Annotated in this window: 29 protein-coding genes and 1 tRNA gene; 12 read left to right on the top strand and 18 right to left on the bottom strand. The window is 51.1% G+C overall.

Going from position 1 to position 25,848, the window contains the following annotated elements; genetic code table 11:
• Positions 1 to 139 precede the first annotated feature (139 nt).
• Positions 140 to 1,483: an argininosuccinate synthase gene (argG, locus tag D9597_RS18070; protein WP_130223790.1), complete on the top strand. Its 1,344-nt coding sequence runs from the start codon at positions 140 to 142 to the stop codon at positions 1,481 to 1,483.
• A gap of 277 nt (positions 1,484 to 1,760) precedes the next feature.
• Here the strand turns inward: argG and D9597_RS18065 are convergent.
• The 6 genes from D9597_RS18065 to rlmE all read right to left on the bottom strand — a co-directional run bounded on the left by D9597_RS18065 (position 1,761) and on the right by rlmE (position 7,353).
• Positions 1,761 to 1,847, bottom strand: a tRNA-Leu gene (locus D9597_RS18065).
• A 14-nt stretch (positions 1,848 to 1,861) separates the two neighbouring features.
• Entirely contained in the window at positions 1,862 to 2,194 is a 333-nt protein-coding gene (secG, locus tag D9597_RS18060) for a preprotein translocase subunit SecG (RefSeq protein WP_001295556.1), read from the bottom strand.
• A gap of 227 nt (positions 2,195 to 2,421) precedes the next feature.
• Positions 2,422 to 3,759, bottom strand: coding sequence for a phosphoglucosamine mutase (gene glmM / locus D9597_RS18055; protein WP_130223788.1), 1,338 nt, complete (start codon positions 3,757 to 3,759; stop codon positions 2,422 to 2,424).
• Positions 3,752 to 4,600 (bottom strand): dihydropteroate synthase, encoded by an 849-nt coding sequence (gene folP, locus D9597_RS18050; protein WP_130223786.1) that lies wholly within the window; start codon positions 4,598 to 4,600, stop codon positions 3,752 to 3,754. Before folP ends, glmM begins: the two co-directional genes overlap by 8 nt.
• A gap of 89 nt (positions 4,601 to 4,689) precedes the next feature.
• On the bottom strand, positions 4,690 to 6,624 hold the full coding sequence (gene ftsH, locus D9597_RS18045; protein ID WP_064529531.1) for an ATP-dependent zinc metalloprotease FtsH: 1,935 nt from the start codon (positions 6,622 to 6,624) through the stop codon (positions 4,690 to 4,692).
• 99 nt (positions 6,625 to 6,723) lie between these two features.
• Positions 6,724 to 7,353, bottom strand: coding sequence for a 23S rRNA (uridine(2552)-2'-O)-methyltransferase RlmE (gene rlmE / locus D9597_RS18040; RefSeq protein ID WP_000145975.1), 630 nt, complete (start codon positions 7,351 to 7,353; stop codon positions 6,724 to 6,726).
• A 126-nt stretch (positions 7,354 to 7,479) separates the two neighbouring features.
• Here rlmE and yhbY point away from each other — a divergent pair, with 126 nt between their 5' ends.
• Complete coding sequence (gene yhbY, locus D9597_RS18035) at positions 7,480 to 7,773, top strand: ribosome assembly RNA-binding protein YhbY (RefSeq protein WP_001054420.1); 294 nt, start codon at positions 7,480 to 7,482, stop codon at positions 7,771 to 7,773.
• Positions 7,774 to 7,928: 155 nt separating this feature from the next.
• Here the strand turns inward: yhbY and greA are convergent, their stop codons facing one another.
• Positions 7,929 to 8,405 (bottom strand): transcription elongation factor GreA, encoded by a 477-nt coding sequence (gene greA / locus D9597_RS18030; RefSeq protein WP_064529530.1) that lies wholly within the window; start codon positions 8,403 to 8,405, stop codon positions 7,929 to 7,931.
• Between the two features lie 247 nt (positions 8,406 to 8,652).
• On the opposite strand from greA, the gene dacB reads away from it, so the two are divergent.
• A complete protein-coding gene (gene dacB, locus D9597_RS18025; protein WP_130223784.1) occupies positions 8,653 to 10,086 on the top strand; it encodes a serine-type D-Ala-D-Ala carboxypeptidase in 1,434 nt (477 codons plus the stop codon).
• Positions 10,087 to 10,276: 190 nt separating this feature from the next.
• Here dacB and cgtA read toward each other — a convergent pair whose 3' ends face one another.
• The 4 genes from cgtA to rplU form a co-directional block, all read right to left on the bottom strand.
• Positions 10,277 to 11,449, bottom strand: coding sequence for an Obg family GTPase CgtA (gene cgtA, locus D9597_RS18020; protein WP_130223782.1), 1,173 nt, complete (start codon positions 11,447 to 11,449; stop codon positions 10,277 to 10,279).
• Between the two features lie 15 nt (positions 11,450 to 11,464).
• Complete coding sequence (locus D9597_RS18015; RefSeq protein ID WP_130223780.1) at positions 11,465 to 12,430, bottom strand: DMT family transporter; 966 nt, start codon at positions 12,428 to 12,430, stop codon at positions 11,465 to 11,467.
• A 125-nt stretch (positions 12,431 to 12,555) separates the two neighbouring features.
• A complete protein-coding gene (gene rpmA, locus D9597_RS18010) occupies positions 12,556 to 12,813 on the bottom strand; it encodes a 50S ribosomal protein L27 (protein WP_000940595.1) in 258 nt (85 codons plus the stop codon).
• A gap of 20 nt (positions 12,814 to 12,833) precedes the next feature.
• On the bottom strand, positions 12,834 to 13,145 hold the full coding sequence (rplU, locus tag D9597_RS18005; protein ID WP_000271401.1) for a 50S ribosomal protein L21: 312 nt from the start codon (positions 13,143 to 13,145) through the stop codon (positions 12,834 to 12,836).
• Positions 13,146 to 13,403: 258 nt separating this feature from the next.
• On the opposite strand from rplU, the gene ispB reads away from it, so the two are divergent.
• Positions 13,404 to 14,375, top strand: coding sequence for an octaprenyl diphosphate synthase (gene ispB, locus D9597_RS18000; RefSeq protein WP_001047336.1), 972 nt, complete (start codon positions 13,404 to 13,406; stop codon positions 14,373 to 14,375).
• 226 nt (positions 14,376 to 14,601) lie between these two features.
• Complete coding sequence (gene sfsB / locus D9597_RS17995) at positions 14,602 to 14,880, top strand: DNA-binding transcriptional regulator SfsB (protein ID WP_064529526.1); 279 nt, start codon at positions 14,602 to 14,604, stop codon at positions 14,878 to 14,880.
• Positions 14,881 to 14,927: 47 nt separating this feature from the next.
• Here the strand turns inward: sfsB and murA are convergent, their stop codons facing one another.
• The 7 genes from murA to mlaF all read right to left on the bottom strand — a co-directional run bounded on the left by murA (position 14,928) and on the right by mlaF (position 19,758).
• Positions 14,928 to 16,187 carry a UDP-N-acetylglucosamine 1-carboxyvinyltransferase gene (gene murA / locus D9597_RS17990; protein ID WP_130223778.1) on the bottom strand — a complete coding sequence of 420 codons (1,260 nt, stop codon included), beginning with the start codon at positions 16,185 to 16,187 and terminating at the stop codon, positions 14,928 to 14,930.
• Between the two features lie 54 nt (positions 16,188 to 16,241).
• Positions 16,242 to 16,496, bottom strand: coding sequence for a BolA family iron metabolism protein IbaG (gene ibaG / locus D9597_RS17985; protein WP_010379217.1), 255 nt, complete (start codon positions 16,494 to 16,496; stop codon positions 16,242 to 16,244).
• Positions 16,497 to 16,655: 159 nt separating this feature from the next.
• Positions 16,656 to 16,949 carry a lipid asymmetry maintenance protein MlaB gene (gene mlaB / locus D9597_RS17980; protein ID WP_130204582.1) on the bottom strand — a complete coding sequence of 98 codons (294 nt, stop codon included), beginning with the start codon at positions 16,947 to 16,949 and terminating at the stop codon, positions 16,656 to 16,658.
• On the bottom strand, positions 16,949 to 17,584 hold the full coding sequence (gene mlaC, locus D9597_RS17975; protein ID WP_130204580.1) for a phospholipid-binding protein MlaC: 636 nt from the start codon (positions 17,582 to 17,584) through the stop codon (positions 16,949 to 16,951). Before mlaC ends, mlaB begins: the two co-directional genes overlap by 1 nt.
• A gap of 18 nt (positions 17,585 to 17,602) precedes the next feature.
• A complete protein-coding gene (gene mlaD / locus D9597_RS17970) occupies positions 17,603 to 18,154 on the bottom strand; it encodes an outer membrane lipid asymmetry maintenance protein MlaD (RefSeq protein WP_130223776.1) in 552 nt (183 codons plus the stop codon).
• Positions 18,155 to 18,158: 4 nt separating this feature from the next.
• Positions 18,159 to 18,941, bottom strand: a complete 783-nt coding sequence (gene mlaE, locus D9597_RS17965) for a lipid asymmetry maintenance ABC transporter permease subunit MlaE (protein WP_000925792.1) — start codon at positions 18,939 to 18,941, stop codon at positions 18,159 to 18,161.
• Positions 18,942 to 18,948: 7 nt separating this feature from the next.
• Entirely contained in the window at positions 18,949 to 19,758 is an 810-nt protein-coding gene (mlaF, locus tag D9597_RS17960) for a phospholipid ABC transporter ATP-binding protein MlaF (RefSeq protein WP_130223774.1), read from the bottom strand.
• Positions 19,759 to 19,967: 209 nt separating this feature from the next.
• Here mlaF and D9597_RS17955 point away from each other — a divergent pair, with 209 nt between their 5' ends.
• Genes D9597_RS17955 through rpoN form a run of 7 tightly spaced genes read left to right on the top strand, consistent with a single transcriptional unit; the run spans position 19,968 to position 25,843 of the window.
• A complete protein-coding gene (locus D9597_RS17955) occupies positions 19,968 to 20,945 on the top strand; it encodes a calcium/sodium antiporter (protein WP_130219199.1) in 978 nt (325 codons plus the stop codon).
• A 13-nt stretch (positions 20,946 to 20,958) separates the two neighbouring features.
• A complete protein-coding gene (gene kdsD / locus D9597_RS17950) occupies positions 20,959 to 21,945 on the top strand; it encodes an arabinose-5-phosphate isomerase KdsD (protein ID WP_130204572.1) in 987 nt (328 codons plus the stop codon).
• Between the two features lie 20 nt (positions 21,946 to 21,965).
• Complete coding sequence (gene kdsC / locus D9597_RS17945; protein WP_064529519.1) at positions 21,966 to 22,532, top strand: 3-deoxy-manno-octulosonate-8-phosphatase KdsC; 567 nt, start codon at positions 21,966 to 21,968, stop codon at positions 22,530 to 22,532.
• On the top strand, positions 22,529 to 23,104 hold the full coding sequence (lptC, locus tag D9597_RS17940; RefSeq protein WP_130223772.1) for an LPS export ABC transporter periplasmic protein LptC: 576 nt from the start codon (positions 22,529 to 22,531) through the stop codon (positions 23,102 to 23,104). Before kdsC ends, lptC begins: the two co-directional genes overlap by 4 nt.
• A complete protein-coding gene (lptA, locus tag D9597_RS17935) occupies positions 23,073 to 23,630 on the top strand; it encodes a lipopolysaccharide ABC transporter substrate-binding protein LptA (RefSeq protein WP_130219197.1) in 558 nt (185 codons plus the stop codon). Before lptC ends, lptA begins: the two co-directional genes overlap by 32 nt.
• Positions 23,631 to 23,636: 6 nt before the next feature.
• A complete protein-coding gene (lptB, locus tag D9597_RS17930; RefSeq protein WP_000224099.1) occupies positions 23,637 to 24,362 on the top strand; it encodes an LPS export ABC transporter ATP-binding protein in 726 nt (241 codons plus the stop codon).
• Positions 24,363 to 24,409: 47 nt separating this feature from the next.
• Entirely contained in the window at positions 24,410 to 25,843 is a 1,434-nt protein-coding gene (gene rpoN / locus D9597_RS17925; protein WP_130223770.1) for an RNA polymerase factor sigma-54, read from the top strand.
• Positions 25,844 to 25,848 lie beyond the last annotated feature (5 nt).

Genomic DNA, 25,848 nt, shown 5'->3' with positions numbered 1-25,848 from the left:
TTATTTTACAAAAAACACACTAAACTCTTCCTGTCTCCGATAAAAGATGATTAAATGAAAACTCATTTATTTTGCATAAAAATTCAGTTAGAGCGGAAATACAGGCTCATCATCAGTTAATTAAGCAGGGTGTTATTTTATGACGACGATTCTCAAGCATCTCCCGGTAGGTCAACGTATTGGTATCGCTTTTTCTGGCGGTCTGGACACCAGTGCCGCACTGCTGTGGATGCGAAAAAAGGGAGCGGTTCCTTATGCATATACTGCAAACCTGGGCCAGCCAGACGAAGAGGATTACGATGCGATCCCTCGTCGTGCCATGGAATACGGCGCGGAGAACGCTCGTCTGATCGACTGCCGCAAACAACTGGTGGCTGAAGGTATTGCCGCTATTCAATGTGGCGCATTTCATAACACCACCGGCGGCCTGACCTATTTCAACACGACGCCGCTGGGCCGCGCCGTGACCGGCACCATGCTGGTTGCTGCCATGAAAGAAGATGGCGTGAATATCTGGGGTGACGGCAGCACCTATAAAGGAAACGATATCGAACGTTTCTATCGTTACGGTCTGCTGACCAATGCTGAACTGCAGATTTACAAACCGTGGCTTGATACTGACTTTATTGATGAACTGGGCGGCCGTCATGAAATGTCTGAATTTATGATTGCCTGCGGTTTCGACTACAAAATGTCTGTCGAAAAAGCCTACTCCACAGACTCCAACATGCTTGGTGCAACGCACGAAGCGAAGGATCTGGAATACCTCAACTCCAGCGTCAAAATCGTCAACCCGATTATGGGCGTGAAGTTCTGGGATGAGAGCGTGAAGATCCCGGCAGAAGAAGTCACAGTACGCTTTGAGCAAGGTCATCCGGTGGCGCTGAACGGTAAAACCTTTAGCGACGACGTAGAAATGATGCTGGAAGCTAACCGCATCGGCGGTCGTCACGGCCTGGGCATGAGCGACCAGATTGAAAACCGTATCATCGAAGCGAAAAGCCGGGGTATTTACGAGGCTCCGGGGATGGCACTGCTACATATCGCTTATGAACGTCTGTTGACCGGTATTCACAACGAAGACACCATTGAGCAGTATCATGCACATGGTCGTCAATTGGGCCGTCTGCTGTACCAGGGGCGTTGGTTTGATTCCCAGGCGCTGATGCTGCGTGACTCTCTGCAACGCTGGGTTGCCAGCCAGATCACTGGTGAAGTGACGCTGGAACTGCGTCGCGGGAACGACTACTCGATCCTCAATACCGTCTCTGACAACCTGACCTATAAAGCAGAGCGTTTGACCATGGAGAAAGGCGACTCTATGTTTACGGCTGAAGATCGTATTGGTCAACTGACCATGCGTAACCTGGATATTACCGATACCCGCGAGAAGCTGTTCGGTTATGCCAAAACTGGCCTGCTTTCCTCCTCTGCCGCTTCAGGCGTGCCGCAGGTGGAGAATCTGGAAAATAAAGGCCAGTAATATCAGAGCTTTCGTGCTAAAGGCCGCCGATGCGGCCTTTTTTACGACCAATAAAATCTGATTGTGCATAACGATTTAGATGTCTGTTCCAGCAAAGCTGGGCAATATCATGAGTTCATTAATATCGCTTGTCGCATGCAAACTGAAGCTAAACGCACTATTGTGCGCCGATTCGTTTTGACGTTCGAAAGACAACGGAAATTGATCAAGTTGATGACATTCAGGATGGATCAATAAAAACGAAAAAGACGCTTTTCAGCGTCTCTTTTTTGGAATTTGGTACCGAGGACGGGACTTGAACCCGTAAGCCCTATTGGGCACTACCACCTCAAGGTAGCGTGTCTACCAATTCCACCACCTCGGCACGGATACTACTTTTTAGTTCGGGATATCGCTGGTCGGCTTAGCCGGAGCAGCTGGCTGAGTTTGTTCGGTTTTCGCCGGCGCACTCAGGTTTTCCCATTCGCTACCTTTATTGGTTTTGTTGCTATTGATGTTACCCAGCACCAGACTGATGATGAAGAATAACGTTGCCAGCAGCGCCGTCATGCGGGTCATGAAGTTACCAGAACCACTTGAACCAAACAGCGTAGCGGAAGCGCCTGCTCCGAAGGAGGCTCCCATATCAGCGCCTTTACCTTGCTGCAGCATGATCAGACCTACAAGGCCAATTGCTACAATAAGGAAAACTACTAAAAGAGCTTCGTACATAATCAACCTGTTCCTTGCGGAGTTGCCGCGTACCAATGCTTCAACCAATAAAGCGGGAGTTTTTAATCTTTCCCACTGAAGCGGGTGTGAATACTAACCAAAGCGAATGACCTTCGCAAGGGCAATTTTATCGCATTGTATCAACTGCGGAAAAAAACAGCAAAACCGATGTGCTTAAGAAGAACAAAGGCGACAAGCGCCGCCTTTTTAGCCAGTTAGCTATCGAATCAAACTGCTTTTACCGCGTCAGCGATGCGATGCGCAAATTCGGTTACCTGCGCTTCGTCTTCACCTTCTACCATCACGCGAATTAACGGCTCGGTGCCAGATTTACGCAGCAACACGCGTCCACGGTTGCCCAGCGCAGCTTCAACCTCTGCGGTCACGGATTTAACTGACTCATGCTCAAGCGGATCGCCGCTACCTGCGGTGTAACGCACATTAACCAGAATCTGCGGGAACATTTTCATGCCGCTGCAAAGGTCGTGCAGGCTCATATGGTTACGCGCCATCGCCGCCAGCACCTGCAAACCAGCAACGATGCCGTCACCGGTAGTGGTTTTATCCAGCAGGATCACATGACCGGAGTTCTCGGCACCGATGCGCCAGCCTTTCTCCTGCATTTTTTCCAGTACGTAGCGGTCGCCCACTTTCGCACGAGCAAATGGAATACCTAACTGTTTCAGCGCCAGTTCCAACCCCATGTTGCTCATCAATGTACCCACAGCGCCACCACGCAGCTGGCCCTGACGAAGACCTTCACGCGCGATGATATACATGATCTGATCGCCATCGACTTTATTGCCTTCATGGTCAACCATAATCACGCGGTCGCCGTCACCGTCAAAGGCGATACCGAGATCTGCTTTTTCAGCCAGTACGCGCGCCTGTAACGCACGAACATCAGTTGCGCCCACTTCGGCATTGATGTTTACGCCGTTCGGCTCACAACCGATAGAGATAACATTCGCTCCCAGCTCGCGCAGCACGTTCGGTGCAATGTGATAAGTCGCGCCGTTGGCGCAATCCACCACAATTTTCAGTTCGCTCAAACTAAGTTCATTCGGGAACGTGGCTTTACAAAATTCGATATAGCGCCCCGCTGCGTCAACGATACGGCTGGCTTTACCCAGTTCTGCCGAATCAACGCAGCTAATCTCTTTTTCCATTTCAGCTTCGATGGCTTCTTCAACTGCATCCGGCAGCTTGGTGCCGTCGATAGAGAAGAATTTAATGCCATTATCGTAGAACGGGTTATGCGATGCAGATATCACAATTCCGGCCTCTGCGCGGAAGGTACGCGTCAGATAAGCCACGGCCGGTGTTGGCATCGGGCCAGTGAAGAGTGCGGAAAGACCGGCAGCCGCCAGACCCGCCTCCAGCGCCGACTCCAGCATATAGCCAGAAATACGCGTGTCTTTACCAATAATGATCTTACGGGAGCCGTGGCGCGCCAGCACTTTACCCGCAGCCCACCCCAGCTTAAGCACAAAATCAGGCGTGATCGGCGCATCCCCAACACGACCACGAATCCCATCGGTACCGAAATATTTACGATTACTCATAGCGTTTGTTTTCCTTTGCAGACAGAGTGGCTTCCACCACTCGCATCGCTTCTACGGTTTCTTTGACGTCATGAACACGAATAATGTGCGCGCCTTGCATTGCGGCAATGACCGCACAGGCCAGACTACCGCTCAGACGCTCAGATGGCCCAACGTTCAGCAGCTGTCCAATCATCGATTTTCGTGACATACCCACCAATAGCGGCAGGTTGAAATGGTGAAATTCAGCCAGACGCGCCAGTAATGAATAGTTATGGGAGAGATTTTTACCGAAACCGAATCCGGGGTCGAGCAACAATTTCTCTTTTGCGATACCCGCCTGTTCGCAGCGTGCTATTTGCTCAACAAAGTAGCGATTTACCTCGGCAAAGACATCGTCATACTTTGGTGCTTCCTGCATGGTCTTTGGGTTTCCCTGCATATGCATCAGGCAAACTGGCAAACCAGTTTCAGCGGCAGCTTCCAGGGCGCCGGGTTCGGAAAGGGAGCGGATATCATTAATGATGTGAGCGCCTGCTTTAGCTGACTCACGGATCACTTCTGGTTTGGATGTATCTACCGAGATCCAGACTTCGAAGCGTTGAGCAATTGCCTCAACCACAGGAATAACACGTTGCAACTCTTCTTCAACGCTCACTTCCGCAGCCCCTGGACGTGTGGACTCGCCGCCAACGTCAATGATCGTTGCGCCAGCATTGATCATCAGATTCGCATGTTTCACCGCATCAATCAGCGAATTATGCGTGCCGCCATCGGAGAAAGAATCAGGCGTGACGTTGAGGATCCCCATTACGTGAGGATGGCTAAGGTCCAGTGAAGTGCCCTGGGCAAAGAGTTTCATGGTGTTATCCCTGGTATGAATTGATAAGAAAAAACCCCGGAGCACGCCCCGGGGTTTTCGGTACAAATACAGTCATCTGATGCGGGAACTTACTTGTCGCCTAACTGCTCTGACATGGTGTTACCCGGGTTCGGCGTACGCGGTTCATCAACCGGACGCGGAGCCTTTGGACTACCATTGTCGCCAGAATTGTTAGAAGCGCCTGGTTCTTCCCAGCCCGCTGGCGGACGTACATCGCGACGTGCCATCAGGTCGTCAATCTGCGGTGCATCGATGGTTTCATATTTCATGAGCGCATCTTTCATCGCATGCAGAATATCCAGGTTGTCGTTCAACAACTGACGCGCACGATTGTAGTTACGCTCAATCAGTAACTTCACTTCCTGGTCGATGATACGCGCAGTTTCATCGGACATATGTTTCGCTTTCGCCACGCTACGACCGAGGAACACTTCACCTTCTTCTTCCGCGTACAGCAGCGGACCCAATTTCTCAGAGAAGCCCCACTGGGTCACCATGTTACGCGCCAGGTTGGTCGCAACTTTAATATCGTTGGACGCCCCGGTAGAAACATGTTCCGGCCCGTAGATGATCTCTTCTGCCAGACGACCACCGTACAGCGTAGAAATCTGGCTTTCCAGTTTCTGACGGCTGGCACTGATTGCGTCGCCTTCAGGCAGGAAGAAGGTCACACCCAACGCACGTCCGCGCGGGATAATCGTCACTTTGTGCACCGGATCGTGTTCTGGAACCAGGCGACCGATAATCGCATGGCCTGCTTCGTGGTATGCCGTCGATTCTTTCTGCGCTTCCGTCATCACCATGGAGCGACGTTCCGCACCCATCATGATTTTGTCTTTCGCTTTCTCGAACTCAACCATCGACACAACGCGTTTGTTGCCACGAGCAGCGAACAGTGCCGCTTCGTTCACCAGGTTCGCCAGATCAGCACCGGAGAAACCAGGAGTACCACGGGCAATGATTGCCGCGTCGATATCGGGTGCCAATGGTACGCGACGCATGTGAACTTTCAGGATCTGCTCACGACCGCGAACATCTGGCAAGCCAACCACAACCTGACGGTCGAAACGGCCAGGACGCAGCAGTGCCGGGTCCAGAACGTCCGGACGGTTAGTCGCGGCGATAACGATGATACCTTCGTTACCTTCGAAGCCATCCATCTCAACCAGCATCTGGTTCAGAGTCTGTTCACGTTCATCGTGACCACCGCCCAGACCTGCGCCACGTTGGCGGCCGACGGCGTCGATTTCATCGATAAAGATGATACACGGTGCCGCTTTCTTCGCCTGTTCGAACATGTCACGAACACGGGATGCACCCACACCGACGAACATTTCTACGAAGTCAGAACCGGAGATAGTAAAGAACGGAACTTTCGCTTCGCCTGCAATCGCTTTCGCCAGCAGCGTTTTACCGGTACCCGGAGGACCGACCATCAGGACGCCTTTCGGGATCTTACCGCCGAGTTTCTGGAAGCGGCTTGGCTCGCGCAGATACTCAACCAGTTCGGCAACTTCTTCTTTTGCTTCGTCGCAGCCCGCAACGTCAGCAAAGGTCGTTTTGATCTGATCTTCCGTCAGCATGCGCGCTTTGCTCTTACCGAACGACATGGCACCTTTGCCACCGCCGCCCTGCATTTGACGCATGAAGAAGATCCAGACACCAATCAGCAACAGCATCGGGAACCAGGAGATGAAGATAGAAGCCAGTAGGCTTGGCTCTTCAGGCGGTTCACCGACAACCTTGACGTTCTTGGTCAGCAGGTTATCCAGTAACTTCGGATCCTGAACCGGAATGTAAGTGGTATAACGGTTACTATCTTTCTTGGTAACGTTGATTTCACGTCCGTTGATACGCGCTTCACGAACCTGGTCGTTATTGACCTCTTGTAGGAAGGTAGAGTAATCCACCTTACGTCCATTAGACTCGCTGGGCCCAAAGCTCTGGAATACTGACATCAGCACAACGGCAATGACCAGCCAGAGTATTAGGTTTTTCGCCATGTCACTCAAGGGATTAACCTCTTATTACAACTGTGTTAAAAACAGCGTCAGGATACTCTATATCCAGCATCTTTCAAACTTTCGTCTGAAATCTCCCGGTTAGGGTTTACGCCCGGTCGCTACAATATACACTTCCCGCGAACGTGCACGAGAAGAGTCCGGCTTACGAACTTTGACCTTCGTAAACAGGGAGCGAATTTCCCTTAGATACTCATCGAAACCTTCGCCCTGGAACACCTTCACTACAAAACTGCCACCTGGCGCTAATACATCACGACACATTTCTAGCGCCAGTTCCACCAGATACATGGCACGGGGGATATCCACCGCCGGTGTTCCGCTCATGTTTGGTGCCATATCGGACATGACAACCTGGACTTTGCTGTCGCCTACGCGCTCCAGCAGTGCTTTCATCACCAGTTCATCACGAAAATCGCCCTGAAGAAAGTCCACACCAACGATAGGATCCATAGGTAAAAGATCGCAAGCGATGATACGGCCTTTGCCGCCAATTTGGGTGACCACATATTGTGACCAACCACCTGGCGCAGCACCAAGGTCGACAACCGTCATTCCCGGTTTAAAGAGTTTGTCACTTTGCTGTATTTCATCAAGTTTAAACCAGGCACGGGAACGTAACCCCTTTTTCTGTGCCTGTTGAACATATTTATCGCTAAAGTGTTCCTGAAGCCAGCGACTGGAGCTGGCAGAACGCTTCTTACCTGTCATTTAACTTTCCCATTGGGATAACTCATCGTAACCAATTGCGTAAATTTTTACGCGCCTATTTGGCGATATATGGGAGATGGCGGTAGAATGACCCGTTTTCAATCCCAACGTAAGCAAAAAAATACGATGAATCTGAGTACTAAACAAAAACAGCACCTGAAAGGTCTGGCACATCCGCTCAAGCCAGTTGTTCTGCTTGGCAGTAATGGTTTGACCGAAGGGGTGCTGGCCGAGATTGAACAAGCGTTAGAGCACCATGAACTCATCAAGGTGAAAATCGCCACTGAAGATCGCGAAACTAAAACCTTGATCGTGGAAGCTATCGTGCGCGAAACCGGCGCCTGTAATGTACAGGTCATCGGTAAAACGCTGGTGCTTTATCGTCCAACTAAAGAACGTAAAATCTCGCTGCCACGCTAAGATTATCCTAAAGTTACACACATTTGCTGTGTAAAACGAGGGATTTTCCGCAAGCAGGAGAGCAAAATGCCACGCTCTGTTCGTTGATAAAAGGCCGCATAGCGGCCTTTTTCCTTTCTTTACAATACATCAACATTTTGAGTATTGGGTAATTCTTACAGGTATTCCACCTTAATTACTTCAAATTCTACATCGCCGCCCGGCGTTTTGATGACCACTACATCATCTTCTTCTTTGCCAATCAGTCCACGAGCGATAGGCGAGTTAACAGAAATCAGGTTCTGTTTAAAGTCAGCTTCGTCATCGCCAACGATGCGATAAGTCTGTTCTTCGTCAGAATCCAGATTCAGCACCGTTACGGTAGCACCAAAAATAACGCGCCCATTGTTGGGCATTTTGGTGACATCAATCACTTGCGCGTTCGACAGCTTAGCTTCGATATCTTTGATACGGCCTTCGCAGAAGCCCTGCTGTTCACGCGCTGCGTGGTATTCGGCGTTTTCTTTCAGGTCGCCATGCTCACGCGCTTCCGCGATAGCAGCAATGATTTCAGGACGGCGCACAGATTTCAGAAAATCCAGCTCTTCGCGTAATTTTTCAGCGCCGCGTAAGGTCATCGGAATAGCTTGCATTTGTTATACCTCTTGAATATTCCTGATGGGGAGAGTCTCCACTCGCCCCGGCTGTTCGGCATGCCCGGCACAACTCCTCGTCGGGGCCAGAAGCAAAAAAATACCGACCCGGGAACAGGTCCCAGGCCAGCAATAATTCACATTTTGATAGTCATTTTACCCTGAAGTTCCCGAAGGGTCATCGTTTACTTTATAGGGCGTTGCGCCGTAGTATGACGGCTCGATTCCAGGTTGTTAGCGCGAGATTATGCGATTTTCCAGATTTATCATCGGATTGACCAGCTGTATAGCGTTCAGTGTTCAGGCCGCGAATGTAGATGAGTACATTACTCAACTCCCCGCTGGCGCCAACCTTGCCCTGATGGTGCAAAAAGTCGGCGCGTCTGCCCCCGCTATTGATTACCATAGTCAGCAAATGGCGCTGCCCGCCAGTACGCAGAAGGTGATCACTGCGCTGGCGGCGTTGATTCAACTTGGCCCCGATTTTCGTTTTACCACGACGCTTGAAACCAAAGGCAATGTGGAAAACGGCGTACTCAAGGGTGACTTAGTGGCGCGATTTGGTGCCGATCCGACGCTAAAACGTCAGGATATTCGTAATATGGTGGCGACCCTGAAAAAATCAGGCGTCTCCCAAATCGAGGGCAATGTGTTCATAGACACGTCCATTTTTGCCAGTCACGATAAAGCCCCCGGCTGGCCCTGGAACGATATGACACAATGCTTTAGCGCCCCGCCTGCCGCCGCCATTGTTGACCGCAATTGCTTTTCCGTCTCGCTCTACAGTGCCCAAAAACCCGGTGATATGGCCTTTGTTCGCGTGGCCTCTTATTACCCTGTAACGATGTTCAGCCAGGTACGCACTCTCCCCCGTGGTTCAGCCGAAGCGCAATATTGCGAGCTGGATGTGGTGCCAGGCGACCTTAACCGCTTTACGTTAACCGGATGCCTACCACAACGTTCTGAGCCGCTCCCGTTGGCTTTTGCCGTACAGGATGGCGCCAGCTACGCCGGAGCGATTCTGAAAGATGAGTTAAAACAGGCAGGCATTACCTATTCCGGCACGCTACTGCGACAAACGCAGGTTAACGACCCAGGAACGGTGGTTGCCAGTAAACAGTCGGCCCCTTTGCACGATCTGCTTAAGATTATGCTGAAAAAGTCCGACAACATGATCGCCGATACCGTCTTTCGCATGATTGGTCATGCGCGCTTTAATGTCCCTGGGACATGGCGGGCCGGGTCGGACGCCGTGCGTCAGATCCTGCGTAAGCAGGCGGATGTGGATATTGGCAACACGATTATTGCAGATGGTTCAGGCCTTTCACGGCATAACCTTATTGCACCAGCCACCATGATGCAGGTGCTGCAATACATTGCCCAACACGACAATGAGCTTAACTTTATCTCAATGCTACCTTTGGCAGGCTACGATGGTTCGTTGCAGTACCGTGCAGGTCTGCATCAAGCGGGAGTAGATGGTAAAGTTTCAGCGAAAACAGGTTCGTTGCAGGGCGTGTATAACCTGGCAGGATTCATCACCACAGCAAGTGGGCAACGAATGGCGTTCGTACAATATCTTTCTGGTTACGCAGTAGAACCCGCGGATCAGCGTAATCGCCGTATTCCGTTGGTACGTTTTGAAAGCCGTTTGTATAAAGATATTTACCAGAACAATTAGTCAAAAAGAAACCCCGGCACATGGCCGGGGTTTCAGATTATTGACAAAGCGCGCTTTGTTTATGCCGGATGCGGCGTGAATGCCTTATCCGGCCTACAAAATCGTGCAAATTCAATATATTGCAATCATCTTGTAGGCCTGACCTGATAAGTGTAGCGCATCAGGCTTATTTGGCGTTTGTCATCAGTGATTAACGCTTGTAAATGAACTCAACGCCTTCTTCGTCGTCTTCGTCCCAGTCGTCATCCCAGTCTTCATCATCCTCTTCAGCAATCTCTTCAAGCTGCTGACGGTGATAATCATCCCACATGAATTCGACTTTCTCAGGCTGTTTCGCTTCTTCTGCCTGCACGACCGGGTTTTCAATGATAAAGGTCATCACATCCCAGCAGAGATCTTTCACGCCCAGTCCGCTCGCCGCAGAGATCAGATAATATTTATCTTCCCAGCCCAGCGCCTCAGCGATCGCTTTCGCTTTCTCTTCAGCTTCTGCTTTATCCAGCAAGTCAATCTTGTTGAAGACTAACCAGCGTGGTTTCGCCGCCAGATCCTGGCTGTATTTTTCCAGCTCGCTGATAATAATACGCGCATTTTCAACCGGATCGGAGCCGTCAATCGGATCGATATCGATGAGGTGCAACAGGACGCGGCAACGTTCCAGGTGTTTCAGGAAGCGAATGCCCAGACCTGCGCCTTCCGCAGCGCCTTCAATCAACCCCGGGATATCAGCAACAACGAAGCTCTTCTCGTTGTCCATACGTACCACACCAAGGCTTGGTACGAGCGTAGTAAACGGATAGTCCGCTACTTTCGGTTTAGCCGCCGAGACAGCGCGGATAAATGTCGATTTACCGGCATTTGGCATCCCCAGCATACCGACATCAGCCAGCAGCATCAGCTCCAGCAGCAGCTCGCGCTTATCGCCCGGCGTACCGTTGGTTTTCTGCCGTGGTGTACGGTTAACGGACGATTTGAAACGGGTATTGCCCAGACCGTGCCAGCCGCCCTTGGCAACCAGCAGACGCTGACCGTGTTTGGTCATATCGCCCATGGTTTCACCGGTACCCTGGTCGATTACACGCGTACCTACCGGCACTTTAATCGTCACGTCTTTACCGCGCTTACCGGTACAATCGCGGCTTGCGCCGTTTTGACCGCGCTCTGCACGGAAAGATTTTTCAAAACGATAATCGATAAGCGTGTTCAGGTTCTCGTCGGCTTCCATCCATACGTCACCACCGTCACCGCCGTCGCCGCCATCCGGGCCGCCTTTCGGAATATATTTTTCGCGGCGGAAGCTCACGCAACCATTACCGCCATCACCTGCAACGACCAGAATCGATGCTTCATCAACAAACTTCATTTTATTCTCCGTAAATCATTCGCCTGCGCGGGGTTGCGATACCACCGTTGTATGCTTACGTAATCCGCCCCAAATACGATGACCAATGGCGGAATACATCGCGCCCGCAACCACGACAAACGCACCGAGATAACCTAAAAGGTTTAACATCGGTCTGGCGAAGAAATCGGGCCAGGCCAGTGATAAAAGATCTGAAAAAAACAGCGTAAACAGTGGGGTGAGCGTGATGATCGCACTCACCTGCGCTGCCTGCCAGCGAGCCATCGCTTCCGCCAGGGCGCCATATCCTACCAAGGTATTCAGTCCGCAAAAAATTAAACATGCGAGCTGCCAGTGGCTAAGCTGCGCTATCACCTCTGGATTTGCCAGAGGGAAGAGCGCAATTGTACATAAAGTGTACAGCAAAAACAGGATCTGCGGTGAGGCCAGCCGACGCAATAAAACCTTTTGCGCCACGCCATAACTCACCCAGACCGTCGCCGCACCGACCCCAAAGATAACTCCCCAGGTATAATCGGTGAGCTTTGTAAATATCTCGACCAGACTGGTGTTAAAAAACATCACCAGGCCGCTCAGGAGCATCAATGCCCCTACAACCTGAGTGCTGCGCATTTTCTCTTTCAGGATAAATACGCTGGCAACCATCATGCCAACTGGCGAGAGTTGCCCAATCACCTGCGAAGCGGTCGGACTCAGGTATTGCAAGGATGAGCTGAACAGGATGAAGTTCCCAAACAGCCCGGCGGTCGCCACTGCCAACAAAATCAACCAGCGTGGCTTACGAAACACGCGTAATGGCGGCAACCTCTTCTTCATCGCAAGAATGGCACCAAGACCAATACTCGCCATCAAGAAACGGTAAAACACGATTGTCGGAGGCTCCATCACCTCCAGCACCTGCTTCATTGCGATTGGCAACGCCCCCCAGCAAATTGCTGTGGTGAGCGCCAAAAGAATGCCAATGCCTGCCTGCTGCTTCATACCGTATTCCCTGCAAAGCGCATTTGCGGATTAACGCCGCACCATGCGCATTTTACCGGTTATCGAATGTAAAAAGCCCCGCAACGTGTTGCGGGGCTTTCATCCGTTACCGGGACGCGAAAAACTTATTCAGCTTCGATGCTGATAAATTTACGGTTTTTCGGGCCTTTAACTTCGAATTTCACTTTACCGTCTGCTTTAGCAAACAGAGTGTGGTCACGACCGCAACCTACGTTAGCGCCAGCGTGGAATTTGGTACCACGTTGACGAACGATGATGCTACCCGCCAGAACGGATTCGCCACCGAAACGCTTAACGCCCAGGCGTTTAGCTTCTGAATCGCGACCGTTACGTGTGGAGCCGCCAGCCTTTTTATGTGCCATTTGAAATCTCTCCTCAGGTCTTAGGCGCTGATGCCAGTAATTTTCACATCAGTGAACCACTGACGATGGCCCTGCTGCTTACGATAGTGTTTACGACGGCGAAACTTAACGATTTTAACTTTCTCGCCACGACCGTGAGCAACAACTTCAGCTTTGATTACGCCGCCATCAACGAAAGGAACGCCGATTTTGACTTCTTCACCGTTTGCGATCATCAGCACTTCAGCGAACTCAACAGTTTCGCCAGTTGCGATGTCCAGCTTTTCCAGGCGAACGGTCTGACCTTCGCTTACTCGGTGTTGTTTACCACCACTTTGGAAAACCGCGTACATATAAAACTCCGCTTCCGCGCACACCTTTTCAATGATTCAGAGTGCGCTATAAATATTCACAATAGGGCGCGAATATTACGCAAAACGCACGCCTTTGACAAGTGCTACAGTCAATACACGAAGAAAAAAAACACAACTTGTACGGTAACGTTTATCTGTGCCATTTTTTCAGTACAATCACTCTATATTCCTAACCATAAACCCTAAGTTGCCTCTGTTCACAGTAAGGTAATCGGGGCGAAAAGCCCGGCTTTTGCGATGAATTTAGAAAAAATCAATGAGTTAACCGCGCAAGATATGGCGGGTGTTAATGCAGCAATTCTCGAGCAGCTTAATTCCGACGTCCAACTGATCAATCAGTTAGGCTATTACATCGTCAGCGGCGGCGGTAAACGTATTCGTCCGATGATTGCTGTACTGGCTGCACGAGCTGTTGGCTATGAGGGGAATGCACATGTCACCATTGCTGCCCTAATTGAGTTTATCCACACGGCGACCCTGCTACACGACGACGTTGTGGATGAATCAGATATGCGCCGAGGTAAAGCTACCGCCAACGCCGCTTTTGGTAACGCTGCCAGCGTGCTGGTAGGCGATTTTATTTATACCCGTGCGTTCCAGATGATGACCAGCCTCGGCTCGCTCAAAGTGCTGGAAGTGATGTCAGAGGCTGTAAACGTCATCGCGGAAGGTGAAGTTCTGCAACTGATGAACGTTAACGACCCGGACATCACCGAAGAGAACTACATGCGTGTTATTTACAGCAAAACCGCACGTCTGTTCGAGGCTGCAGCTCAGTGTTCCGGTATTCTGGCAGGCTGTACGCCGGAAGAGGAAAAAGGCCTGCAAGATTATGGTCGTTACCTCGGCACCGCTTTCCAGTTGATCGACGATTTGCTCGATTACAATGCCGATGGCGAACAGTTGGGTAAAAACGTCGGCGACGATCTGAACGAAGGAAAACCAACGCTACCGCTGCTTCATGCGATGCATCATGGCACACCAGAACAGGCACAGATGATCCGAACCGCCATCGAACAGGGTAACGGTCGACATCTTCTGGAACCGGTTCTGGAAGCAATGAACGCTTGCGGCTCTCTGGAATGGACGCGTCAGCGTGCAGAAGAAGAAGCAGACAAAGCTATTGCTGCATTGCAAGTATTGCCGGATACCCCGTGGCGAGAGGCGTTAATCGGCCTCGCACACATCGCTGTTCAACGCGATCGTTAATCCCTTCCTGTTATCCCGCGTACTGCGCGGGATAATTCTAATAAACTCCCAAAAACCCTCAATCAATCGCAAAATTGTCTGAAATACAGATAACTTATCTTAATATATTCTGAATATTCACACTCCTTACAGGAACTTTTTAGAACAATGCGCCATCAGGAGTATAGTAGCGTTACCCGGAGTGCATGTTCTGAAAATAAGCGACTAACTTAAGGAGTGAGGGAAGATGGAGAATAATTTTATTGACTGGCATCCCGCCGATATCATTGCGGGTTTGCGGAAAAGAGGAACGTCAATGGCGGCGGAATCTCGCAGAAATGGTTTGAGTTCCTCGACACTGGCGAATGCATTATCGCGTCCCTGGCCAAAAGGAGAGATGATTATTGCGAAAGCATTAGGAACTGATCCCTGGGTTATCTGGCCATCACGCTATCATGACCCGCTGACTCATGAGTTTATCGACAGATCGCAGTTGATGCGCAGCTACACCAAACCGCAAAAATGAGTAGCCTGGCGGTAGCCCCGCGAACGGGGCTGCCAGCTATCAGACGATTACTCGCCTTTCACACGCTCAATGTTAGCACCAAGCGCGCGAAGTTTGTCTTCAATGCGCTCGTAGCCACGATCGATGTGATAAATACGATCAACAACCGTAGTACCTTCTGCAATGCAGCCAGCCAGCACCAGACTTGCTGAAGCACGCAGATCGGTTGCCATTACCTGTGCACCGGAAAGTTTTTCAACACCGTGACAAATAACGGTATTGCTTTCAATTTCGGCATGCGCGCCCATACGGCTCAGCTCAGGTACGTGCATAAAGCGGTTTTCAAAGACCGTTTCGGTGATGAATCCCGTTCCTTCTGCCACCAGGTTCAGCAGCGTGAACTGGGCCTGCATATCGGTCGGGAACGCCGGATGCGGCGCAGTACGTACGTTAACGGCCTTCGGACGTTTGCCGTGCATATCCAGGCTAATCCAGTCTTCACCCACTTCAATGTCCGCCCCAGCGTCACGCAGTTTCGCCAGCACAGCGTCAAGGGTATCTGGCTGGGCGTTACGGCAGATGATTTTGCCGCGAGAGATCGCCGCCGCCACCAGGAAGGTGCCGGTTTCGATGCGGTCAGGAAGCACACGATAGACACCGCCCCCCAAGCGCTCCACACCTTCGATAACAATACGATCGGTACCCTGGCCGCTAATTTTCGCGCCCAGCGTAACCAGGAAGTTCGCGGTATCGACGATTTCCGGTTCACGTGCCGCGTTTTCAATAATCGTGGTGCCTTCTGCCAGGGTTGCAGCACACATAATGGTCACGGTTGCACCAACACTGACTTTATCCATCACGATATGCGCGCCTTTCAGACGGCCATCGACGGAAGCTTTAACGTAACCTTCTTCCAGTTTGATGGTCGCGCCTAATTGCTCAAGGCCGGAAATATGTAAATCAACCGGACGAGCACCAATCGTACAACCACCAGGCAGAGAAACCTGCCCCTGACCAAAACGAGCCACCAGCGGCCCAAGCGCCCAGATAGAGGCACGCATGGTTTTAACCAGATCGTAAGGCGCGCAGAAGACATTAACGTCACGGGCATCGATATGCACAGAACCATTACGTTCTACTTTGGCGCCAAGCTGGCTAAGCAGCTTCATTGATGTATCGACGTCTTTCAGTTTCGGGACGTTCTGGATCTCCACCGGTTCTTCCGCCAGCAGTGCAGCGAAAAGGATAGGCAGAGCAGCATTTTTAGCGCCGGAAATTGTGACTTCGCCCTGGAGCTTCGTTGGCCCCTGAACACGAAATTTATCCATTTAGTATGTTCTCAGTTAACAATTCATATCCGCTACCGGCGTATCGCCCATAGCTCAAAAGCCGTTCAGTTTGCGATCACGCGCCCACTCCGCAGGGGTATACGCTTTGATCGACACAGCATGAATGCGGTTATCCGCAATATATTCCATCAGCGGACCGTAAACCGTCTGCTGTTTTTTAACCCGGCTCATGCCATCAAACATCTCACCCACGGCAATAACCTGAAAGTGGCTGCCATCGCCGGAAACGTGGACTTCCTGGAGGGAAAGAGCGTTCATCAGCACGCTCTGAATTTCATTATTTTCCATGGGATCTTCATTCATCAGTTAATAAACCAGCGAAACATCTTAGAGCAAAGTTGCGCTGTCATAAATAAGCAAAAAGCCTTGCTGATTAATCAGACAAGGCTCGACTTACTGGTAGGTTTGCCGGACTGGCGGGTAACGCCTTATCCAGCCTGAAAAAAATTAACGAGGCAGAACATCAGACGGCAAATTATACAATTTTGCCAGGGTATACACCTTGTCGTTTACCCCCTGAAGCGTCACGCTGTTGCCTTGCTTTTTCGCCAGATCGATCAGATGGAGCAGCAACGCCAGTCCACCCGTATCAACGCGGGACACTCGACTAAGATCGATGCGGGTAATCCCCCTCACCGCTTCGTCACGCATTTCCCACAGCGGCAGCAGAACGTCCTGATCCAGCTCTCCGGTCAATACCAGGGTGTCACCCGTCTGCATCCAGCTCAGTGACTCGCTCATTATTTTTTCTCTTCCAGGGTGATTTTCTGTTGAGAAATAGACTTCAGTTGTGCGGTCAGACCATCGATGCCTTTCGTGCGCAGTAAAGTCCCCCACTCATTTTGTTTCGTGGTGATCATGCTGACGCCTTCGGCAATCATGTCATAAGCCTGCCACTTGCCAGTCTGAGAGTTTTTACGCCACTGGAAATCGAGACGTACCGGTGGACGGCCATTCGGGTCAATAATGGTGACGCGGATAGGCACAATGGTTTTATCACCCAACGGCTGTTCTGGCGCAATCTGATAGGTCTGACCGTGATACATCGCCAGCGCCTGACCGTAAGCCTGCTTCAGATACTCATGGAAAGCGGCAAAGTAGGCTTCACGCTGGGCTGGGGTCGCGCTTTTGTAGTACTGACCCAGTACCAGCGCACCGGCGTATTTTATCTGTACGTACGGTAGCAGTTCCTGATCGACGATGGTACGCAGGTAATCCGGATTAGCCCGAATTTGCGATTGTTCATTCTTCAGGCGATCGAACGTTTTCTGTGCCGCCTCGTCCATCAGCTTATACGGATTGGTCTGATCTGCCGCGGTTGCCGCACTCAGAGGTGCAATCATTAGCAAAGCGACCATCATTAAACGTTTAAACATGCGTCGGTTCTCCTGAAATTATTTCGTTGTACCCACAGGTTCAGTGGTTTCATTATTACCTGGCGCAGCGGCTGGCGCATCGCCACTATTCTTATTGTCATCACCTTTACTGCCGTAAAGGAACTGACCAATGAGATCTTCCAGAACCATCGCAGATTTGGTGTCCTGAATCGTATCCCCCTCTTTCAGAATAGCAGTCCCTAGTTCCGGGTCTTCAAAACCGACGTTTAATGCCAGATATTGTTCCCCAAGCAAACCGGAAGTACGAATGCTCAACGAACTGGTATCAGGAATGTGGTTATAACGTTGTTCAATTTCCAGCGTCACGCGCGGTAGATAGGTTTTCGGGTCCAGCGTAATATCTGCAACCCGGCCGACGACAACACCACCAATACTAACCGGAGAGCGCGCTTTCAGGCCGCCGATATTATCGAACGTCGCATAAAGCGTGTAGGTCGGTTCAGTTCGCATTGACGTCACGTTTGCCGCCTTCAGGCAAACAAACAGCGCCGCCAGCAGTGCTGCTAATAAAAAGATACCCACCCAAATTTCATTTTTTTTCGTTTGCATGAACTCAATTCCCAAACATCAATGCGGTCAGCACAAAATCCAGCCCCAGAACGGCCAGAGACGAGTGGACAACGGTACGAGTGGTTGCCCGGCTAATCCCGGCAGAGGTCGGGATGGCGTCATAACCGTTAAACAGCGAAATCCACGTCACCGTAATAGCGAACACCACGCTCTTAATCAGACAGTTGACCAGATCCATACGCCAGTCGACGGCGTTTTGCATTGCCGACCAGAAGAACCCACTATCAATGCCTTTCCAACTGACGCCAACCAGCGATCCGCCCCAGATCCCCACGGCGACGAAAATTATCGTCAGCAGCGGTAGTGAAATTACCCCCGCCCAGAAACGTGGGGAAATGACGCGGCGCAGTGGATCCACGGCCATCATCTCCATGCTGGAGAGCTGCTCTGTGGCGCGCATCAAACCGATTTCCGCAGTTAACGCCGAACCGGCACGTCCGGCAAACAGCAGTGCTGCGACCACCGGCCCCAGTTCGCGCAGCAGCGACAAGGCCACCAGCATCCCCAGACTGGTTTCCGCACTATAAGTGGTCAGCACCAGATAACCTTGCAGACCCAGCACCATTCCGATGAACACGCCAGAAACCACAATAATCAGCATCGACAGGACGCCGACATTATAGAGCTGACGCACCAACAGCGGCGCATGTTTGCGAAATTCCGGTTTGCCGACCAGCGCATTGAATAACATTAACCCGGCTCGCCCGAACGTTCTCAGGGTTTTAATCCCTTTATGTCCGAGCGACGCCAGCGCATTTAACAGCATGAGTGGCTTAACTCCCTGGTAAAAGATCAGCGTGATAATCGCCGGCAGGATAACGGAACGGAACTGGTCCGTCAGCAATCCCGTCCAGAAACTGACGTACGCGAGGATCAGGATTCGCCTGCAACGCCTGGGCGCTACCGTGAGCGACAATCTTTTTGTCTGCCAGGATCCAGGCGTGATCCGCAATACTTAAGACTTCCGGCACATCGTGAGAAACCACCACACAGGTTACGCCCAGCGCGCTGTTCAGCTCGGAAATCAGCTTCACCAGGACGCCCATAGTGATGGGATCTTGCCCAACAAACGGCTCATCAAACATGATGAGATCCGGCTCCAGCGCAATTGCACGCGCCAGTGCCGCACGACGCGCCATCCCGCCTGAAAGCTCCGATGGCATAAGTTTAGCCGCTCCGCGCAGCCCCACGGCTTCCAGCTTCATCATCACCGTGCTATGCAGCAACGCCATGGGAAGGTGGGTATGCTCGCGCAGTGGATAGGCGACGTTGTCAAAAACGTTCATATCGGTGAACAGCGCGCCGGACTGAAACAACATGCTCATTCGTTTGCGCACGGTATACAGGCGCGAACGAGACATTGCCGGAATATTTTCACCATCAAAAAGGATCTCGCCGTGATCTGGCGCGATTTGCCCACCAATCAGACGGAGTAGCGTCGTTTTACCGATGCCTGATGGCCCCATAATCGCCGTGATCTTCCCTCGCGGCACGGTCAGGGAAATATTATCGAAGATGCAGCGATTGCCACGCGTAAAACTGACATCGCGCATATCGACTAAATTCGCCACAGACTGCTCCATAATTCACCCTTTGTCTTGCGTTGATTTTCTAAGCATGGCGCTCAATTTAACCTTGAACCCAACATATTTACAGAATATTACCCGCCGCGGTTAGCGAAAGCTGGCATTTGTTTTACTTTTTAGCCGCATAAAGTCAAAATTAAGAATTCATTACGGCTTTCTGAAAATCTTCAGCGGACCGGCGAGTATACCTGAAGAAAGGACGTTAGATGCTTTTAGCTACGGCACTGTTAATTGTTGGTTTACTTTTGGTCGTTTACAGTGCCGACCGTCTGGTATTTGCCGCCTCTATTCTTTGCCGCACTTTTGGCATCCCACCGCTGATCATCGGCATGACGGTGGTCAGTATTGGTACGTCACTTCCAGAAATAATCGTTTCGCTTGCCGCGTCGCTGCATGAACAACGAGATTTAGCCGTCGGCACAGCACTCGGCTCAAACATAATCAATATTTTACTGATCCTCGGTCTGGCAGCGCTGGTGCGCCCTTTTACCGTCCATTCCGATGTTCTGCGCCGTGAATTACCATTAATGTTATTAGTCAGTGTGGTGGCCGGTTCCGTACTCTATGACGGACAACTTGGTCGCAGCGATGGTATCTTTCTCCTCTTTCTGGCTGTGCTATGGCTGCTGTTCATTGTTAAACTTGCACGTCAGGCAGAACGTCAGGGGACTGACAGCCTGACCAGAGAACAGCTTGCAGAGCTACCGCGCGAAGGCGGTTTACCTGTCGCGTTTTTATGGCTCGGCATTGCATTGATTATCATGCCGGTAGCAACGCGGATGGTGATTGACAACGCCACCGTACTGGCGAATTACTTTGCCATCAGCGAGTTGACGATTGGTCTGACGGCAATCGCTATCGGCACTAGTCTGCCGGAACTGGCAACCGCGATAGCAGGTTTTCGCAAAGGTGAAAACGACATTGCTGTCGGTAATATCATTGGCGCAAACATTTTTAATATTGTCATCGTGCTGGGTTTACCCGCGCTGATAACGCCCGGGGAGGTTAACCCACTGGCGTACAGCCGTGACTGCAGCGTGATGCTGTTGGTCAGTATTATTTTTGCGTTGCTATGCTGGCGACGCTCCCGGCAATCTGGCCGTGGCATTGGGGTATTATTAACAGGCGGATTTGTCGTATGGCTGGCGATGTTGTACTGGTTATCGCCAATACTCGTTGAATAACTGGAAACGCATTATGTCGCACGTAGAGTTGCAACCGGGTTTTGACTTTCAGCAAGCAGGTAAAGAAGTCCTGGCGATTGAACGTGAATGCCTGGCAGAGCTTGATCAATACATCAATCAGAATTTCACGCTCGCCTGTGAAAAGATGTTCTGGTGTAAAGGTAAAGTCGTGGTCATGGGAATGGGTAAATCGGGACACATTGGGCGCAAAATGGCAGCAACCTTTGCCAGCACCGGTACTCCGTCATTTTTCGTCCATCCCGGTGAGGCCGCACATGGCGATTTAGGCATGGTCACCCCGCAGGACGTGGTCATTGCGATTTCTAACTCAGGTGAATCCAGCGAAATCACGGCCTTAATCCCGGTACTCAAACGCCTGCATGTACCGTTAATTTGCATCACCGGTCGTCCGGAGAGCAGCATGGCACGCGCAGCAGACGTGCATCTGTGTGTTAAAGTAGCAAAAGAAGCTTGTCCGTTAGGGCTGGCGCCAACCAGCAGTACTACCGCGACGCTGGTCATGGGAGATGCGCTCGCCGTCGCCTTGTTGAAAGCGCGCGGCTTTACCGCCGAAGATTTTGCACTTTCGCATCCAGGCGGCGCACTTGGTCGTAAACTTCTGCTTCGCGTCAGCGATATTATGCATACGGGCGACGAGATCCCGCATGTCAAGAAAACGGCCAGCCTGCGCGATGCGCTGCTGGAAGTCACCCGCAAAAATCTTGGTATGACCGTCATTTGCGATGACAATATGATGATTGAAGGCATCTTTACCGACGGTGATTTACGCCGTGTCTTCGATATGGGCGTGGATGTCCGTCAGTTAGGTATTGCCGATGTGATGACGCCAGGGGGAATTCGTGTACGTCCTGGCATTCTGGCCGTTGAGGCGCTGAACTTAATGCAGTCCCGCCATATCACTTCCGTAATGGTTGCCGATGGCGACCACTTACTCGGTGTGTTACATATGCACGATTTATTGCGTGCTGGCGTAGTGTAAAGATTCAAGGATAAACAACAATGAGTAAAGCAGGTGCGTCGCTTGCGACCTGTTACGGCCCTGTTAGCGCCGATGTGATGGCAAAAGCAGAGAACATTCGTCTGCTGATCCTCGACGTTGATGGCGTATTGTCAGATGGTCTGATTTATATGGGTAACAATGGCGAAGAGCTGAAAGCGTTCAATGTTCGTGACGGTTACGGTATCCGCTGTGCGCTCACCTCTGATATTGAAGTCGCCATCATTACTGGACGAAAGGCTAAACTGGTAGAAGATCGGTGTGCAACGTTAGGGATCACCCATCTGTATCAGGGGCAATCAAACAAGCTTATCGCCTTTGGCGATCTGCTGGAAAAACTGGCGATTGCGCCAGAAAACGTGGCTTACGTTGGTGATGATCTTATCGACTGGCCAGTGATGGAAAAAGTGGGCTTAAGCGTGGCCGTAGCCGATGCGCATCCGCTATTGATTCCGCGCGCTGATTACGTGACGCGCATTGCTGGCGGTCGTGGCGCGGTTCGTGAAGTTTGCGACTTATTACTTCTGGCGCAGGGCAAACTGGATGAAGCCAAAGGGCAATCGATATGAGTAAAGCCAGACGTTGGGTTATCATTGTGCTATCACTGGCGGTTCTGGTGATGATCGGCGTTAACATGACCGAGAAAGACGATACCGCCCAGGTGGTCGTCAACAACAATGATCCCACCTATAAAAGCGAGCATACGGACACGCTCGTCTATAACCCAGAAGGAGCCCTAAGCTATCGATTGATTGCTCAACACGTTGAATATTATTCCGATCAGGCCGTTTCGTGGTTTACGCAACCCGTACTTACCACGTTTGATAAGGATAAAATCCCGACATGGTCGGTTAAAGCAGATAAAGCCAAGCTAACCAATGACCGGATGCTCTATTTATATGGACACGTTGAAGTCAACGCACTCGTGCCGGACTCTCAACTTCGCAGAATCACGACGGATAACGCGCAGATCAATCTGGTGACGCAGGATGTTACCTCTGAAAACCTCGTCACGTTATACGGAACAACATTTAACTCCAGCGGTCTGAAAATGCGCGGCAACTTACGCAGCAAGAATGCCGAGCTGATTGAAAAGGTTAGAACATCCTATGAAATTCAAAACAAACAAACTCAGCCTTAATCTTGTGCTTGCCAGCTCACTTCTGGCCGCCAGCATTCCGGCATTTGCCGTTACCGGAGATACTGACCAACCGATCCACATTGAGTCGGACCAGCAATCTCTTGATATGCAAGGCAACGTGGTTACCTTTACCGGTAATGTCGTCGTGACTCAAGGCACCATTAAAATTAATGCCGATAAAGTGGTCGTTACCCGTCCGGGCGGCGAACAAGGTAAAGAGGTGATTGACGGCTACGGTAAACCGGCAACGTTCTACCAGATGCAGGACAACGGTAAACCCGTTGAAGGTCACGCTTCCCAGATGCATTACGAACTGGCAAAAGATTTTGTCGTTCTGACGGGTAACGCTTATCTGCAGCAGGTCGATAGCAACATTAAGGGCGATAAGATCACTTACCTGGTGAAAGAGCAGAAAATGCAGGCTTTCAGTGACAAAGGTAAGCGTGTGACCACCGTTCTGGTGCCGTCACAGTTGCAGGACAAAAACAACAAAGGCCAGACCCCGGCGCAGAAGAAGGGTAATTAATTCGTTATGGCAACTTTAACTGCAAAGAACCTTGCAAAAGCCTATAAAGGCCGCCGCGTGGTGGAAGACGTCAGCCTGACCGTCAACTCCGGGGAGATTGTCGGTCTGCTGGGGCCAAACGGTGCCGGTAAGACGACCACTTTCTATATGGTCGTTGGCATTGTACCGCGCGATGCGGGCAACATTATTATTGATGACGACGATATCAGCCTGCTGCCGCTGCATGCGCGTGCGCGTCGCGGTATCGGCTATTTGCCGCAGGAAGCCTCTATTTTCCGTCGCCTCAGCGTTTACGATAACCTGATGGCGGTACTGCAAATTCGTGACGACTTATCCGCTGAACAGCGTGAAGATCGCGCGAACGAGCTGATGGAAGAGTTCCACATTGAGCATTTACGCGACAGCATGGGGCAATCGCTCTCCGGTGGTGAACGCCGTCGTGTAGAAATTGCGCGCGCACTGGCTGCGAATCCGAAATTTATCCTCCTCGATGAACCATTTGCCGGGGTTGACCCGATCTCGGTTATCGACATCAAACGTATCATTGAACACCTGCGCGACAGCGGCCTGGGCGTGCTTATCACCGACCATAACGTGCGTGAAACGTTGGCTGTTTGTGAACGCGCTTATATCGTCAGTCAGGGGCATTTAATCGCTCATGGCACGCCGACAGAAATCTTACAAGATGAACATGTTAAGCGTGTATACCTTGGGGAAGACTTCAGACTCTGATAGGGTAGAAGTTTGCGACGTTTTAGCAGGAGAGTACGATTCTGAACATGAAGCAAGGTTTGCAACTCAGGCTTAGCCAACAACTGGCAATGACGCCTCAGCTACAACAGGCGATTCGTCTGTTGCAGTTGTCCACGTTGGAGCTTCAGCAGGAGCTACAGCAGGCGCTGGAAAGTAATCCATTGCTTGAGCAAATCGACACTCATGATGAAATCGACACTCACGAAACGCCAGACAGCGAAACGCTGGATACCGCTGACGCGCTCGAACAAAAAGAGATGCCGGAAGAGCTGCCGCTCGATGCCAGTTGGGATACCATCTACACCGCCGGTACGCCATCAGGCACCAGCGGTGACTACATCGACGACGAGCTGCCGGTCTATCAGGGCGAAACGACGCAGACCTTGCAGGATTATCTGATGTGGCAGGTCGAGCTGACACCGTTTTCCGACACTGACCGCGCTATCGCCACCTCCATCGTCGATGCCGTTGATGACACCGGTTATCTGACCGTCCCGCTGGAAGATATTCTCGAAAGTATGGGCGATGAAGAGATCGACATCGATGAAGTTGAAGCAGTTCTGAAACGCATCCAGCGTTTTGATCCGGTCGGTGTGGCAGCGAAAGATCTGCGTGACTGTCTGCTGATCCAACTTTCCCAATTCGATAAAACCACGCCGTGGCTGGAAGAAGCTCGACTGATCATTAGCGATCATCTCGATCTGCTGGCCAATCACGACTTTCGCTCATTAATGCGCGTCACGCGTCTGAAAGAAGATTTGCTGAAAGAAGCCGTCAATCTGATCCAGTCACTCGATCCACGTCCTGGCCAGTCGATCCAGACCGGTGAACCGGAATATGTCATCCCTGATGTGCTGGTGCGTAAGCATAACGGCCAGTGGACGGTTGAACTGAACAGCGACAGTATTCCACGTCTGCAAATCAACCAGCATTACGCCTCAATGTGCAATAACGCACGTAACGATGGCGACAGTCAGTTTATCCGCAGCAATCTGCAGGATGCTAAATGGTTGATTAAGAGCCTGGAAAGCCGTAACGATACGCTGCTGCGCGTCAGTCGCTGTATTGTTGAACAACAGCAAGCCTTCTTTGAGCAAGGCGAAGAATATATGAAACCGATGGTGCTGGCTGATATCGCCCAGGCCGTCGAGATGCATGAATCGACGATATCTCGCGTGACCACGCAAAAGTACCTGCATAGTCCACGAGGCATTTTTGAACTGAAGTATTTCTTTTCCAGTCACGTCAATACCGAAGGGGGTGGCGAAGCCTCTTCCACGGCGATTCGTGCACTGGTGAAGAAATTAATCGCGGCGGAAAACCCAGCGAAACCGTTGAGCGACAGCAAGTTAACCTCTTTGTTGTCAGAACAAGGTATCATGGTGGCACGCCGCACTGTTGCGAAGTACCGAGAGTCTTTATCCATTCCGCCGTCAAACCAGCGTAAACAGCTCGTTTGACCCAA

Source organism: Escherichia sp. E13S3, from assembly GCF_004212325.1.
Taxonomy (GTDB): domain Bacteria; phylum Pseudomonadota; class Gammaproteobacteria; order Enterobacterales; family Enterobacteriaceae; genus Escherichia.
Note: the sequence above shows the minus strand (reverse complement) of the source record. Positions and strands in the feature narration are given on the sequence as shown.